This window comes from Pseudoxanthomonas sp. 22568 (genome assembly GCF_052044485.1).
In the GTDB taxonomy this organism is placed as follows: Bacteria; Pseudomonadota; Gammaproteobacteria; order Xanthomonadales; family Xanthomonadaceae; genus Pseudoxanthomonas_A; species Pseudoxanthomonas_A beigongshangi.
On record NZ_JBQENC010000004.1, the window covers coordinates 137,891 to 152,544 of the forward strand.

Sequence of the window (14,654 nt, forward strand, 5' to 3'; positions counted from 1 at the left end):
GAAAACCCCCGGCAATGCCGGGGGTTCCAGGCAGACCGCGGTGGAGCCGGGACTCAGCCGCGGCTCACCGCATAGACCGCTTCGGCCACCTTGTCGATGTTCTGGCTGTTGAGCGCGGCCACGCAGATGCGGCCGGTGCCGATGGCGTAGATCGCGTATTCCTCGCGCAGGCGATCGACCTGGGCCTTGCTCAGGCCGGAGTACGAGAACATGCCCGCCTGCTGCTGGATGAAGCCGAACTCCGGCGCGCCCAGCGCCGCCAGCTTGGACACCAGCCCGGCGCGCAGGGTGTGGATGCGCTCGCGCATGCCGCCCAGTTCCTTCTCCCAGCGCGCGCGCAGTTCGTCGCTGCCGAGCACGCCGGACACCAGCGCGCCGCCGTGTGTGGCCGGACTGGAGTAGTTGGAACGGATGGTGCGCTTGATGTGCGACTGCACGCGCTTGGCCTCGTCGCGGTCGGCCGAGACGATCGACAGCGCACCCACGCGCTCGCCGTACAGCGAAAACGATTTGGAATACGAACTGGCGACCACGAACGCCGGGATGCCGGAATCGGCGAACAGGCGGATCGCGGTGGCGTCGGCGTCGGTGCCCTGGTCGAACCCCTGGTAGGCGATGTCGATGAACGGCAGCAGGCCGCGTTCCTTCACCAGTTCCACCACCTGCGCCCACTGCGCGGCGGTCAGGTCGACGCCGGTCGGGTTGTGGCAGCAAGCGTGCAGCAGGACCACCGTGCCCGGTTCCAGCGCGCCGAGGTCGGCCAGCATGCCGGCGAAATCCAGGCCATGGGTGGCCGGGTCGTAGTAGCGGTAATCGCTGACCTCGAAACCGGCGGTGCCGAACACCACGCGATGGTTTTCCCAACTCGGGTTGCTGATGGCGATCTTCGCCTGCGGCAGCGCGCGCTTCAGGAAGTCGGCACCGATGCGCAGGGCGCCGCTGCCGCCGATGGTCTGCGCGGTAACCACGCGGCCGGCTTCCAGCGCGGTGGAACCGGCGCCGAACAGCAGTTTCTGGGTCGCCAGGTTGTAGCCCGGCAAGCCGTCGATGGGTAGGTAGCCGCGCGGTTTGGCGTCCGCGGCCAGGGTCTGTTCGATCTCGCGGACGGAATCGAGCAGGGGGATGCGGCCCTGTTCGTCGTAGTAGATGCCAACGCCCAGATTGACCTTGCCGGGGCGGGAATCGGCGTTGTAGGCCTCGGTCATGCCCAGGATCGGATCGCCCGGAACCAGTTCGACGGATGCAAAAAGAGACACGGCGGTGTGACCAGTTGATGAGGGAGAAAGGGTGTCGCGAACAAACTCCCCGATCCTAACAGGCCATCGGCGGACGTGCGCCCGCGTGGCGCTGGCGCGCCAGGCGGCGGGCAGGCTAAGGTGATTGTTCCGACCATCGGGCGGTCCTCCGGGCCCCATTCGTTCCGCTCCGACCGGCCAAGGGCCGTGCGGAGGCGGGCGCCTTCCAAGGAGCAGGTCATGCTGGGCTGGATCCGTCGTCGACTGCTTTGGGTCATCGTCCTGCCGTTGCTGGTGGTGGGGCTGTACGCGCTGGCGGGCTTCTGGTGGCTGCCGCGCTTCGCCCGCGCCGAGGCCACCGACTACGTCCGCGAGGAACTGGGCAAGTCGCTGAGCCTGGGCGAACTGCGATTCAACCCCTTCACCTTCCGCGCCGAGGCCACCGCGCTGGCGATACAAGAGCCTGTGGCGACGGCGGGGCAGAAGCCGCTGGTCGCGTTGCGCCGGGCGGTCATCGATTTCCAGGTCTCCTCCCTGTGGAAAGGGGCCTGGACCTTCCGCGAAGTGGCCCTGGACGGGCCCTACGCACAGGCGCTGGTGCGCGCCGATGGTTCGCTCAACCTGGCCGACCTGGTTCCTCCTTCGAAGGACGACGGTCCGCCGCCGGACGTGCTGATCGCGCATCTCGTGGTGGCCGACGGCGCGATCGATTTCGCCGATCACAGCCGGCGCCTGCAGCCCAGCAAGCGGCTGGCGCCGATCCGGTTCGAACTGCGCGATTTCCGCACCGCGCAGGGCAACGGCAAGGGCGGTGGATTCCATCTGGCCGCCACTGGCGATCAGGGCGAACGCTTCGACTGGCGCGGGCAACTCTCGTTGCGGCCGTTCGCCTCCGACGGCGAGCTGGGCGCGGCCAATCTCCAGGTCGACACCGCCTACGCCTTCCTCAGCGAGGCGCTGCCGTTCGAACTGCATGGCGGCCGCTTCGATGTAGCCGGCCGCTACCGCTTCGCCGCCGGCACCTCGGCGGGCACGTTGCTGGAAGCGACGCTGTCCCGCGCGCAGGCCAGCGGAGTGGGCGTGCGCGCGCGCGGCGAAACCGGGAACGCGGCCACCCTGGGCGAGATCGCGCTGGCCGGCGCCCGTTTCTCGCTCGGCAAACGCGAGGTCGCCGCCGATCGCCTGCGGGTGGGCGGCTTGCGGACCGCGCTGACCCGCGAGGCCAACGGCGCGATCAGCCTGATGCGCTTGTTCCCGTCGACGCCGGAAGCCGCTTCCGCGCCCGTCGCCACGACGCCGGGGCCGGCCTGGCGGTTCAGCCTGGGCGAAGTGGCGCTGGAGGACGCCGAGATCGACGTGCAGGACCGCGCCGTCCGGCCGGCCAGCCGCTTCCGCCTGCAGGCGCTGACCGCCAGCACCCGCGGGGTCAGCCTGGATCTGGACAAGCCATTGCCGATAGCGGCGTCGGCCACCATCAACGGCAAGACCCGGCTGGCCGTGCAGGGCGAAGTGGTGCCCGCCACCGTGGCCGGGCGCCTGCAACTGGATCTGACAGGCCTGCCGCTGCGCGACGTGCTGGCCTACCTGCCGGATTTCCCCGCCTTGGAATTGCGCTCGGGCACCCTCGGCGCGAACGGCGAACTGACCTTGCCGGGGGACGGAAAGCGCGGCGCGGCCCTGGCCTTCAATGGCGAAGGCCGCATCGACGGCTTCTCGTTGCTGGAGCGGACAAGCAAGCGGCAGGTGGTGGCCTGGGAGCGGATGGATATCGGCGGCCTGCGCTATGCGCAGGCACCGGATCGCCTGCAGATCGCCCGGGTCGTCATGCGCAAGCCGTTCGCCATCGTGGCGGTGGAGCCGGATCGCACTGTCAACCTCAGCCGGCTGTTCGCCAGCGCGGCGCCGGCCGCCACGTCGGCGCCGGCGTCATCGTCGGGACCGGCGATGACGGTCAAGCTGGACGATCTGCAATTGGAAAACGGCACCATGGCGTTCGCCGATGCCTCCATGGATCCCGGCTTCCGCGCCGACATCGCCGCCCTGCGCGGCCATATCCGCGGGCTGTCCACCGCGCCCTCGACGCAGGCCCGCGTGGATCTGCACGGGCAGGTGGTCAACCGCTACTCGCCGGTGGAGATCTCCGGCACGCTCAATCCGTTCGCCTACGACGAGCGCACCGATCTGAAGATGAGCTTCCGCAACATCGACCTGCCGATCTTCAATCCGTACTCCGGACGCTTCGCCGGCTACGCCATCGCCAAGGGCAAGCTCAGCACCGAACTGCATTACCAGATCGACCATCGCAAATTGCAGGCGGCCCACCATGTCGTGCTGGATCAGCTGGAGTGGGGCGAGGCGACCGACAGCCAGGAAAAGGTCTCGCTGCCCATCCGGTTGGCGACCTCGCTGCTGAAGAACCGCCAGGGCGTGATCGATCTGGATTTGCCGGTGAACGGCTCGCTGGACGATCCCAGTTTCCGGGTGTGGCCGATCGTCTGGCAGATCCTGAAGAACATCCTGGTCAAGGCGGTGACCGCCCCGTTCGATTTCATCGGCTCGCTGTTCAAGGGCGCGGAACAGGCGCGCTACGTCGATTTCGCCGCCGGCTCCAGCGAACTGGGCGAACCCGCGCGCACCAGCCTGGGCGCGTTGGCCAAGGCGCTGGTGGAACGCCCGGCGCTGCGGCTGGACATTCCGGCCGGCACCGCCCTGGAGGGCGAGGCCGAGGCGATTGCCGGGCAGCGGCTGGACGCGGCGATGCTGGGCGGGCGCAAGGGCGAGCCGGTCGCGGTCGCGACGCTGGAGGCTGGAGAGCAGCGGGATCTGCTGGAGGCGCTGTACCGGCAGCAACTGGGACACAAGCCGGACATCCCGGAGGCGGCTGCGGAGGCCGGGCGGGAGGCTGACCAGGAGGAACTGGATCGCAAGGCACGCAAGGCCGCGCGCCAGACGGCCGAGGTGGCCTGGCTGCGCCAGGCGCTGCTGCCCCGGTATCGGCCCGGCGACGACGAACTGGCCGCGCTGGGACGCGCCCGCGCCAACGCCGTCCAGGACGCGTTGCTGGCCGGCGGCGAGGTGGATCCCACCCGGGTGTTCATCGATGGCGCCAAGGGACCGGCGGCGCACGAGGGCGGCGCGCGGCTGGAGCTGGGCCTGGAGTAGCCGGGGGCGGGCGGTCCCGCGCCGGGCCGGCGCCCGTTATACTCATCGGTCAATGCCGTAAGAGCATTATTGGATTGCCATATAAATCAATTATTTGGCGATTCAACCTCATCCAGTCCAACAATTTGGCAGCGCACCGGCCGGCCGGTCGCGATGCCCGGAAAACCATCGCCGCATGCGCCTTTCGACCATCAAGCTGTCCGGTTTCAAGTCCTTCGTCGATCCGACCACGTTGCACCTGCCCACCAACATGACCGGCGTGGTCGGTCCCAACGGTTGCGGCAAATCCAACATCATCGATGCGGTCCGCTGGGTGATGGGCGAGAGTTCCGCCAGCCGCCTGCGCGGCGACTCGCTGACCGACGTGATCTTTTCCGGCAGCTCGGCGCGCAAGCCGGTGTCGCAGGCGACCGTCGAACTGATCTTCGACAACAGCGATCACACTATCGCCGGCGAGTTCGCCGCGTTCAACGAAATCTCGGTCAAGCGCCAGGTCAGCCGCGACGGCCAGAGCAACTACTACCTCAACGGCACCAAGTGCCGCCGCCGCGACATCACCGATCTGTTCCTCGGCACCGGCCTGGGACCGCGCAGCTACTCGATCATCGAGCAGGGCATGATCAGCCAGATCATCGAGGCCCGGCCCGAGGATCTGCGCGTCTACCTGGAGGAAGCCGCCGGCATCTCCAAGTACAAGGAACGCCGCAAGGAAACCGAGACCCGCATCCGCCATACCCGCGAAAACCTGGATCGCCTGAACGATCTGCGCGAGGAAATCGGCAAGCAGCTGGAACACCTCAAGCGCCAGGCCAAGCAGGCCGAGCAGTACCAGGCCCTGCAGGAAGAGCGCCGGGTGAAGGACGCCGAGTGGAAGGCGCTGGAGTTCCGCGGACTCGACGTGCAGTTGCAGGGCCTGCGAGAGAAGCTGTCGCAGGAAGAAACCCGCCTGCAGCAGTTGATCGCCGAGCAGCGCGAGGCCGAGCGCAACATCGAAACCGATCGCCTGCGCCGCGAGGAAGCCGCCGAGGGCCTCAACAAGGCCCAGGGCGAGGTCTACCAGGTCGGCAGCACGCTGGCCCGGCTGGAACAGCAGATGCAGCACCAGCGTGATCTGGCCGAACGCCTGAAGAAGGCGCGCGACGAAGCCCACAACGCGTTGCAGGAACTGGGCCAGCACATCAGCGGTGACGAGACCAAGCTCAACGTCCTGCGCGAGAGCGTGGACGAGGCCGAACCCCGGTTGGCGCAGTTGCAGGAAGAAGACCTGTTCAAGCAGGACGCCCTGCGCGACGCCGAAGCGCGCCTGTCGGACTGGCAGCAGCGCTGGGAAACCCATTCGCGCGAATCGGCCGAGGCCGCGCGCGCCGGCGAGGTCGAGCGCACCCGCGTCGACTATCTGGATCGCCAGGCGCTGGAAACCGAACGCCGCCGCGAGAACCTGGCCGCCGAGCGCGCTGGACTGGATCTGGACGCGCTGGCCGAAGCCTTCGAGCAATTGCAGATCCAGCACGACACCCAGAAGGAATCGCTGGAGTCGCTGAGCGAGCAGGTCGAGTCGCGCAAGCAGTCGGCGGCGGGCGTGCAGGAGCAGCAGCGTGCTTCGCAGACCGAACTGTCGGAAGTGCGCAAGCGCGCGCAGGAAGCCCGTGGCCGGCTGTCCTCGCTGGAGACATTGCAGCATGCCGCGCTGGGCCAGGAGCAGGGCGCGGCGATGAGCTGGCTCAAGGCGCGCGGGCTGGATTCGGCGGCGCGCGTGGGCGAGCGCCTGACCGTCGAGCCGGGCTGGGAAAACGCCGTCGAGGGCGCGCTCGGACAACTCATCGAAGGCGTGCTGGTGGATGCGCCGGAATCGCTGGTGGACGCCCTGGGCGAACTCGGCGAAGGCCGCATCGCGCTGGTGTCCGACGCACAGGCCGACTTCAACGTCGCGCCGACCTCGCTGGCGGCGCGGGTGCAGGGACCGGCGGCGGTGCGTCGTCTACTGGCGCGCCTGCATGTGGCCGAGGATCTGGCCGAAGCGCGCCGCCTGCAGTCGCAACTGGGCGACGGCGATTCGGTGATCACCCGCAGCGGCGAGCGCCTCGGCGCCGGCTGGGTGCGGGTGCTACGTTCCGGCGCGGCCAAGCAGGGTGCATTGCTGCGCGAGCGGGAAATCCAGGGTCTGCGCGCCGAGATCGAAACGCTGCAGACCCGCGAGGCCGAACTCGAAGAACGCCTGGCCAACCTGCGCGACCAGTTGCTGGCCGCCGAGCAGCAGCGCGAGGACGCGCAGCGCGCCCTGTACCTGGCGCATCGTGGCGTGTCCGAACTGGCCGGCCAGTTGCAGAGCCAGCAGGGACGGGTGGAATCCACCCGCCACCGCATCGACAAGATCGACCAGGAAATCGCCCAGTTGGTGGAAACCTTGGACGGCAGCCGCGAGCAGGCCCGCGAGGCGCGCCTGCGGCTGGAGGAAGCGGTCACCGCGATGGGCGATCTGGAATCGGCCCGGCAGGGCCTGGAATCCGAGCGCCGGCAACTGGTCGAAGCGCGCGATCTGGCCCGCGAGGCGGCGCGCGCGTCGCGCGACGCCACCCACGCGCTGGCGCTGACGCTGGAATCGCAGCGCACCCAGATCATCTCCCTGAGCCAGGCGCTGGATCGGATGGGCGGCCAGCGCGGCCAGCTCGATTCGCGGCTGGAGGAACTGACCCTGCAGCTGAGCGAGGGCGACTCGCCGGTGCAGGAACTGGACGCCCAACGCCAGGCGGCGCTGGAAGAACGCGTCAACGCCGATCGCCGGCTGGCCGAGGCGCGCTCGGTGCTGGAAGGCATCGACAACGAACTGCGTCAGTACGAGCAGACCCGCCACCAGCGCGACGAGGCGGCACTGGCCCAGCGCGAACGGATCTCCCAGCGCAAGCTGGACCAGCAGGCGCTGGCGCTGAAGTCCGAGCAGCTGTCGCAGGGGATTGTCAGTGCCGGCTTCGTGGTCGAGGACGTCATCAACACCTTGCCGGAAGTGGCCGACGCGCGCGAATGGGAGCAGGCCGTCACCCAGATCGACTCGCGCATGCGCCGGCTGGAACCGGTCAACCTGGCCGCCATCCACGAGTACGGCGAGGCCTCCCAGCGCGCCGAGTACCTGGAAGCGCAGCATGTCGACCTGACCACCGCGCTGGAAACGCTGGAGGACGCCATCCGCAAGATCGACCGCGAAACCCGCGGCCGCTTCAAGGACACCTTCGACCGGGTCAATGCCGGCGTGCAGGCGCTGTATCCGCGCCTGTTCGGCGGTGGTCACGCCTACCTTGAACTGACCGGCGAGGATCTGCTGGACACCGGCGTGGCGATCATGGCGCGGCCGCCCGGCAAGCGCGTGTCCAACATCTCGCTGCTGTCCGGTGGCGAGAAGGCGATGACCGCGGTGGCGCTGGTGTTCGCGATCTTCCAGCTCAATCCGGCGCCATTCTGCCTGCTGGACGAAGTGGACGCGCCGCTGGACGAGGCCAACGTCGGCCGCTTCACCAACATGGTGAAGGAGATGAGCGAGAAGGTGCAGTTCCTGTTCGTCAGCCACAACAAGGCGACCATGGAAGCCGCGCACCAGCTCAGTGGCGTTACCATGCGCGAGCCCGGTGTGAGCCGACTGGTGTCGGTGGACCTGGAAGAAGCCGCGCGCCTGGCCGGCGCGGCCTGAACCCCTGATCAAACCCTGGCGGAGAATCCGACGTGTCCGACATGGCAATGCTTCGAATCGGCATCCTGATCGCCGGCGCAATCCTGATTGCGGCGATCATCTTCTTCGGCCGCCCCAAGAAGCCCAGCCAGGGCCGGCGGCTGGAACCGACGGAACGCGACAACGCCCGCGTCGAGCCCAGCCTGGCCACCGACGACGCGGCCTACGAGACCGATCGCGATTACTCCGGCGACGAGGTCAGCCAGCCCGAACTCGGCCTGGCCGGCGGCACCCCGACCGCCGCCGACAGCCACCTGGGCAAACGCGCCAACCAGGACTTCGACAAGATCGTCTCGCTGTACGTGGCGGCCCGCGCCGGGCAGGTGCTGCGCGGCGAGGACATCGTGGTGGCGGCGGAAAAGACCGGCCTGATCTTCGGCCACATGAACGTGTTCCACCGCCTGATCGAAGGCCATCCCGAACGCGGTCCGATCTTCAGCATGGCCAACATCATGCAGCCGGGCAGTTTCGACATGGCCAACATCCGCGAGATGGAAACCCCGGCCATCGCCTTCTTCCTGACCCTGCCGGCGCCGGTGAGCGCGCTGGAAGCCTGGGAGAAGCTGCTGCCCAACGTCGAGCGCATGGCCGAACTGCTCAACGGCGTGGTCCTGGACGACAGCCGCAACACCCTGGGCCGCCAGCGCATCCAGCACATCCGCGAAGAGCTGCGCGCCTACGACCGCCAGCACGAAGCGCCGCCGCTGACCAAGCCGCCGCGCTGGTAAGCCGGGCCGCGCGGGACCTGTAACGGGGCCGCCCTGGCGGGGTCCTGCATCCGCCCGCCAGGCTGCTTCCGCCGCGCCGCCCCAACGCGGCGGTCATATCCCCCGAATCGCCCGGATCAGAGCACATCGGGTCAGAGCACGCCCGATAAGAACACGCCGGATAAGAACACGCCGGCTTTGCGGCCCTCCGTCTTAGAATCCCGCCATGACCGCACCCACACCCGCCGACCGTGCCATCGAGCTGCGTCGCCTGCTCGACGATGCCAACTACCGCTACCACGTCCTCGACGAACCCAATATCCCGGACGCCGAGTACGACCGGCTGCTGCGCGAACTGGACGAACTGGAAGCGGCGAACCCGGATCTGATTACCCCGGACTCGCCCACCCAGCGGGTCGGCAACGCGCCCTCGGCCCGGTTCGCCGAAGTCCGCCACGCGATTCCGATGCTGTCGCTGGGCAATGCCTTCAGCGACGAGGAAGTACAGGACTTCGTCCGCCGCATCGCCGAAAAGCTGAAGCGGCCGCACCTGTTGTTCTCGGTCGAGCCCAAGCTCGATGGCCTGGCGATCAGCCTGCGCTACGAGGACGGCGCGTTCGTGCAGGGCGCCACGCGTGGCGACGGCGCCACCGGCGAGGACGTCACCGCCAACCTGCGCACCATCAAGGCCATTCCGATGCGCCTGCGCGGCAAGGGCTGGCCGCGGGTGCTGGAAGTGCGTGGCGAGGTGTACATGCCGCTGGCCGCGTTCCGCGCCTACAACGAGCGCGCGCTGAAGGAGGGCGGCAAGGTGCTGGCCAATCCGCGCAACGGCGCGGCCGGCTCGCTGCGGCAGCTGGATCCGCGCATGACCGCGCAGCGTCCGCTGGCGTTCTACGCCTATGCGGTCGGGCTGGTTGAGGGCGGCGACTTGTCGACGAGCCATTCGCAGACCCTGGCGCGCCTGCGCGAATGGGGTTTCCCGGTCAGCGCGGAGAACCGCGTGGTCGACGGCGTGGATGGCCTGCTCGATTACTACCGGAGCGTCGGCGACAAGCGCGACGCGCTGCCGTTCGACATCGATGGCGTGGTCTACAAGCTCGACGACTACGAAGGCCAGCGCGAGATGGGTTTCGTCTCGCGCGCGCCGCGCTGGGCGATCGCGCACAAGTTCCCGGCGCAGGAACAGATGACCGTGCTGGAATCGATCGAGGTCAACGTCGGCCGCACCGGTGCTGTCACGCCGTGGGCGCTGATGCAGCCGGTGCAGGTCGGCGGCGTCACCGTCACCCGCGCCACCCTGCACAACGCCGATCAGATCGCCCGCCTGGACGTGCGCAACGGCGACACCGTGATCATCCGCCGCGCCGGCGACGTGATTCCGGAGGTGGTGAGGGTGGTGCTGGAGCGCCGCCCACCCGGTACCCAGCCATGGTCCATGCCCACGCGGTGCCCGGTATGCGGTTCGGAAGTGGTGCGCGAGGAAGGCGAGGCGGTCTGGCGCTGTTCCGGCGAACTGACCTGCGCCGCGCAGCGCAAGGAGGCCATCGGCCACTTTGCCTCGCGCCGCGCGATGGACATCGAGGGCCTGGGCGAACGTTACGTCGAGGTGTTGAGCGATCTGGGCTACGTCACCTCAGTGGCCGACCTGTACCGGCTGACGGTGGATGACCTGCTGGAGATGAAGCGCCGCGCCGACGAGCGCGACGGCACCACGCCGGAAACGGTGAAGGCGGGCAAGGTCGCCACCAAGTGGGCGGACAACCTGATCGAGGCGATTGACCACAGCCGCACGACCACGCTGGAGCGCTTCCTGTTCGCGCTGGGCATCCAGCATGTCGGCGAGAGCACCGCCAAGGCGCTGGCACTGTGGTTCGGCGATCTGGAACTGATCCGGCGCATGCCGTGGCCGCTGTTCAAGCGCGTGCCCGACATCGGCGGCGAAGTCGCGCGCTCGCTGGGTCATTTCTTCGATCAGCCCGGCAACCAGCAGGTCATCGACGATCTGCTGTCGCGCGGCGTCACCCTCACCGACGCGCACCCGCCGCACCCGAAACTGCGCGACGACCTCGGCTTGGCCGCGCTGCTGGTGGATCTGGAAATCCCCAAGGTCACCCGCGTGCGCGCCGAGCAACTGGCCGCCGCGTTCCCGCGCGTGGAGGCGCTGGTGGACGCGCCGGCGCACCAGTTCGTCAGCGCCGGCCTGCCGTCCGAATCGGCCAACGCGCTGGCGGCCTGGCTGGAAGCGCCCGAACACGCCAAGTTGCTGGCGCACGCGGGCCAGGTGGTGGAACACCTGCTGTCGATCACGCCCGAAGGCGACACCGGTCCGGCCGGTCCGCTGGAAGGCAAGACCGTCGTGCTGACCGGCGGACTGGCGGCGATGAGCCGCGACGAGGCCGGCGCGAAACTCGAGGCGCTGGGCGCGAAGGTCGCCGGCAGCGTGTCGAAGAAAACCAGCCTGGTGGTGGCCGGCGAGGCTGCCGGTTCCAAGCTGGCGAAAGCGCAGGAGCTGGGCATCGAAATCTGGGACGAGGCGCAACTGCTGGCTTTCCTGGCGAAGCACGCATGAGCTGGCAGCCCTCGGCGAGGTTCGAGACCATCCGCCTGCGCGCCCGCTTGAACGCCACCCTGCGCGCGTTCTTCGCCGCGCGCGACGTGATGGAAGTGGAGACGCCGGTGATGTCGCAGGCCGGCAACACCGATCCCAACATCGCTTCGTTCTCGCTGGAATTCGGCGGGCATGTCGATGCCGGCCCGCGCCGGCGCTGGCTGCGCACCTCGCCCGAATTTCCGCTCAAGCGACTGCTGGCGGCGGGGTTGGGCGATTGCTACGAACTGGGACGCGTGTTCCGCGACGGTGAAGCCGGCGGCCGCCACAACCCCGAGTTCACCATGCTGGAGTGGTACCGGGTCGGCTGGGATCACCAGCAACTGATCGACGAGTGCGCCGGATTGCTGCGTGAATGCCTGGCGCTCGTGGGCCGCGACCTGCGCCTGCGCCGGGTCGCCTACCGGGACCTCTATCGCGAGTCGCTCGGCATCGACCCGATGCTCGACGACATCGATGTCCTGCGCAATGCGCTGGCGGACGTGCGCATCGACCCCGAAGGGCTGGACCGCGACGACTGGCTGGATCTGCTGATGACCCATCGCCTGCAGCCGGCGTTTCCTACAGATCAACTGTTGGCGCTGTACGACTATCCGGCCTCGCAATGCGCGCTGGCGCGCGTGCGCGCTGACGAGGTGCCGGTGGCCGAGCGCTTCGAGATCTACCTCGGACCGCTGGAAGTGGCCAATGGCTATCACGAACTGGCCGACGGCACCGAACAATCAAGGCGCTTCCTTCGCGACGTCGCCGTGCGCCAAGCCCGTGGGCAGGATGCGCCGGCCATCGATGCGCGCCTGCTGGCGGCGCTTGATGCCGGCTTTCCGGACTGCGCGGGCGTGGCCCTGGGGGTGGACCGCCTGCTGATGGCGATGCTGGATACGCCGCGCATCGCCGACGTGCTCTGCTTCGATTTCGCGCGAGCCTGAGTGGCGGCCAAACGTCTTCGGGCAGCGTCAAAAACGGAAACGGTTTCTTGGGTTCACATTCATGATGGTCCGGTAGATTCTCCACCAACACCACCCACGGAAGATCGCGCCATGAAGCACGCCACGATCCGCGTCATGCATCGGATGTTGCCGCTGTTGTCCCTGCTGTCCCTGGGCTCCGTGGCCGCGACGGCGGCGGCCCAGGATCGCGGCTATGGCTACCCGGGGGATGGCTATGGGCAGGTCGTCCGCTGCGAGTCCCAGGACGCCAAGTACCGCCATTGCCAGGCCGATACCCGCGGCGGCGTCGAACTGATTCGCGGGCTGTCCAAGACCTACTGCACCGAGGGCCGCAACTGGGGCTGGGATCGCACCGGCATCTGGGTCACCGGCGGCTGCCGCGCCGAATTCCGCACGCGCGGTGGTGGCGGTTGGGGCGGTGGTGGCTGGAATGGCGGCGGCTGGAACGGAAACGGCGGCGACCAGATCGTCCGCTGCGATTCCAACGACGATCGCCACCGCACCTGCGCGATTCCGCGCGGCGGTTACGTGCGCCTGCATCGGCAGATCTCCAAGACCCGTTGCGTCGAGGGCTACAACTGGGGCCGTGAGCGCGATCAGATCTGGGTCTCGCGCGGCTGCCGCGCCGAGTTCGCGGTCGGCGGTCGCGGCGGCGGTGGCTGGAACGGCGGAAACGGTGGTAATTCGGGCGGCAACTGGGGCGGCAACAACCAGATCGTGCGCTGCGATTCCAACGACAACCGCACTCGCCATTGCGACGCCCATGTCCGGCGCGGCGCCCGGGTGGAGCGGCAAATCTCCAAATCCCCGTGCATCGAAGGACGCAGCTGGGGCTGGGATCGCGGCGGCATCTGGGTCAGCGGCGGCTGCCGCGCCGAGTTCCGGGTCTGGTGACGGTGGGCCTTCGCGGGAACATCTCCGCTGGAACATCCCCATGGAAAAGGCCCCGCCATGCGCGGGGCTTTTTTCTGGCCGCTACAATGGCGCGATGAACGACGCCTTCGACTACGCCCGCTACGACCGCATCCGTCCGATCCGCTGGACCGGCGACGCCCTGGAATTGCTGGACCAGCGCAAGCTGCCGTTCGTGGTCGAATACCTGACCTGCGCGACCAGCGACGAGGTCGCCGCGGCCATCCACGCGCTGGCCGTGCGCGGCGCGCCGGCGATCGGCATTTCCGCCGCCTGGGGCGTGGTGCTGGCCGCGCGCGCGGTCGAGGCCGCCGATGGCGCGCAGGCTGCCTCCATGCTGGAACCGGCGCTGCAACGCCTCAACGCGGCGCGCCCGACCGCGGTCAACCTGGCCTGGGCGCTGGCGCGCATGCGCGCGGCGCTGCATGGAACGGGCGCGGACTGGCGCGCGGTGCTGGAACGCGAAGCACAGGCCATCGCCGACGAGGATCTGGCCGCCAACCGCCACATGGGTGAACTCGGCGCGGCCCTGATTCCGGCGGGCAGCGGCGTGCTGACCCACTGCAATACCGGTTCGCTGGCCACCGCCGGGTACGGCACCGCGCTTGGCGTGATCCGCGCGGGCGTGGCACAGGGCCGGATTGGCCGCGTGTTCGCCGGCGAGACCCGGCCCTGGCAGCAGGGCGCCCGGCTGACCGCGTGGGAACTGCAGCAGGACGGCATTCCGGCCACCCTCATCGCCGACTCGGCCGCCTCGCACCTGCTGAAGACCGGCGCGGTGCATTGGGTCGTGGTGGGCGCGGATCGGATCTGCGCCAACGGCGACACCGCCAACAAGATCGGTACCTACCAGCTCGCCATCGCCGCCCGTCACCACGGCGCGCGCTTCATGGTGGTGGCGCCGTCGTCCACGGTCGACATGGCCACGCCGGACGGCGACGCCATCGAAATCGAGGAACGCGATCCCGGCGAATTGCTGGGCATTGGCGGCGTCCGCACGGTGGCCGAGGGCATCGCCGCCTGGAACCCGGTGTTCGACGTGACCCCCGCCAGCCTGATCGACGCCATCGTGACCGAGAAGGGCGTGGTGGAGCAGCCGACACTGGCGAAGATGCGGGCCGCTTTCGGCTGAACCGCCGGCCCGGCGGTATTTGCAGGCGTCCGGAGAGGGGGATCCCCGGGCATGGACTGGGGCGCTCTGGCGGCCTCGGGCGCGATGCCCTCCGCGAGCCATCGGATGACCGGCTAACTGCTTGTTTCGGGGCTGAAAAACGGGCGGAAAAGTCCCGCCTGTGATACACTCCGCAGGTTGTAAAAACCTGCCTGAAACCCCGCCCGCGCTAGCGTTGCCGGCTCCGTCCC

At 68.7% G+C, this 14,654-nt stretch carries 8 protein-coding genes; 7 read left to right on the forward strand and 1 reads right to left on the reverse strand.

Translation table 11 applies throughout. From position 1 onward, the window contains the following. Window positions 1-53: 53 nt before the first annotated feature. Window positions 54-1,256 carry an amino acid aminotransferase gene (locus ACTJI2_RS06545; RefSeq protein ID WP_440841496.1) on the reverse strand — a complete coding sequence of 401 codons (1,203 nt, stop codon included), beginning with the start codon at window positions 1,254-1,256 and terminating at the stop codon, window positions 54-56. 219 nt (window positions 1,257-1,475) lie between these two features. On the opposite strand from ACTJI2_RS06545, the gene ACTJI2_RS06550 reads away from it, so the two are divergent. The 7 genes from ACTJI2_RS06550 to mtnA all read left to right on the forward strand — a co-directional run bounded on the left by ACTJI2_RS06550 (window position 1,476) and on the right by mtnA (window position 14,424). Further along, the gene (locus ACTJI2_RS06550; protein WP_440841498.1) at window positions 1,476-4,397 is read left to right on the forward strand and encodes a DUF748 domain-containing protein; all 2,922 of its coding nucleotides are present in this window, start codon (window positions 1,476-1,478) and stop codon (window positions 4,395-4,397) included. Window positions 4,398-4,572: 175 nt separating this feature from the next. Then, window positions 4,573-8,076 (forward strand): chromosome segregation protein SMC, encoded by a 3,504-nt coding sequence (gene smc / locus ACTJI2_RS06555; protein WP_440841499.1) that lies wholly within the window; start codon window positions 4,573-4,575, stop codon window positions 8,074-8,076. Window positions 8,077-8,108: 32 nt separating this feature from the next. Next, window positions 8,109-8,843, forward strand: coding sequence for a cell division protein ZipA (zipA, locus tag ACTJI2_RS06560; protein WP_440841500.1), 735 nt, complete (start codon window positions 8,109-8,111; stop codon window positions 8,841-8,843). 205 nt (window positions 8,844-9,048) lie between these two features. Then, complete coding sequence (gene ligA, locus ACTJI2_RS06565; RefSeq protein ID WP_440841501.1) at window positions 9,049-11,394, forward strand: NAD-dependent DNA ligase LigA; 2,346 nt, start codon at window positions 9,049-9,051, stop codon at window positions 11,392-11,394. After that, window positions 11,391-12,359 carry an EF-P lysine aminoacylase EpmA gene (gene epmA, locus ACTJI2_RS06570; protein ID WP_440841502.1) on the forward strand — a complete coding sequence of 323 codons (969 nt, stop codon included), beginning with the start codon at window positions 11,391-11,393 and terminating at the stop codon, window positions 12,357-12,359. Before ligA ends, epmA begins: the two co-directional genes overlap by 4 nt. Before the next feature lie 111 nt (window positions 12,360-12,470). Continuing rightward, complete coding sequence (locus ACTJI2_RS06575) at window positions 12,471-13,274, forward strand: DUF3011 domain-containing protein (RefSeq protein ID WP_440841503.1); 804 nt, start codon at window positions 12,471-12,473, stop codon at window positions 13,272-13,274. Window positions 13,275-13,368: 94 nt separating this feature from the next. Continuing rightward, entirely contained in the window at window positions 13,369-14,424 is a 1,056-nt protein-coding gene (gene mtnA, locus ACTJI2_RS06580; protein ID WP_440841504.1) for an S-methyl-5-thioribose-1-phosphate isomerase, read from the forward strand. Window positions 14,425-14,654: the final 230 nt, after the last annotated feature.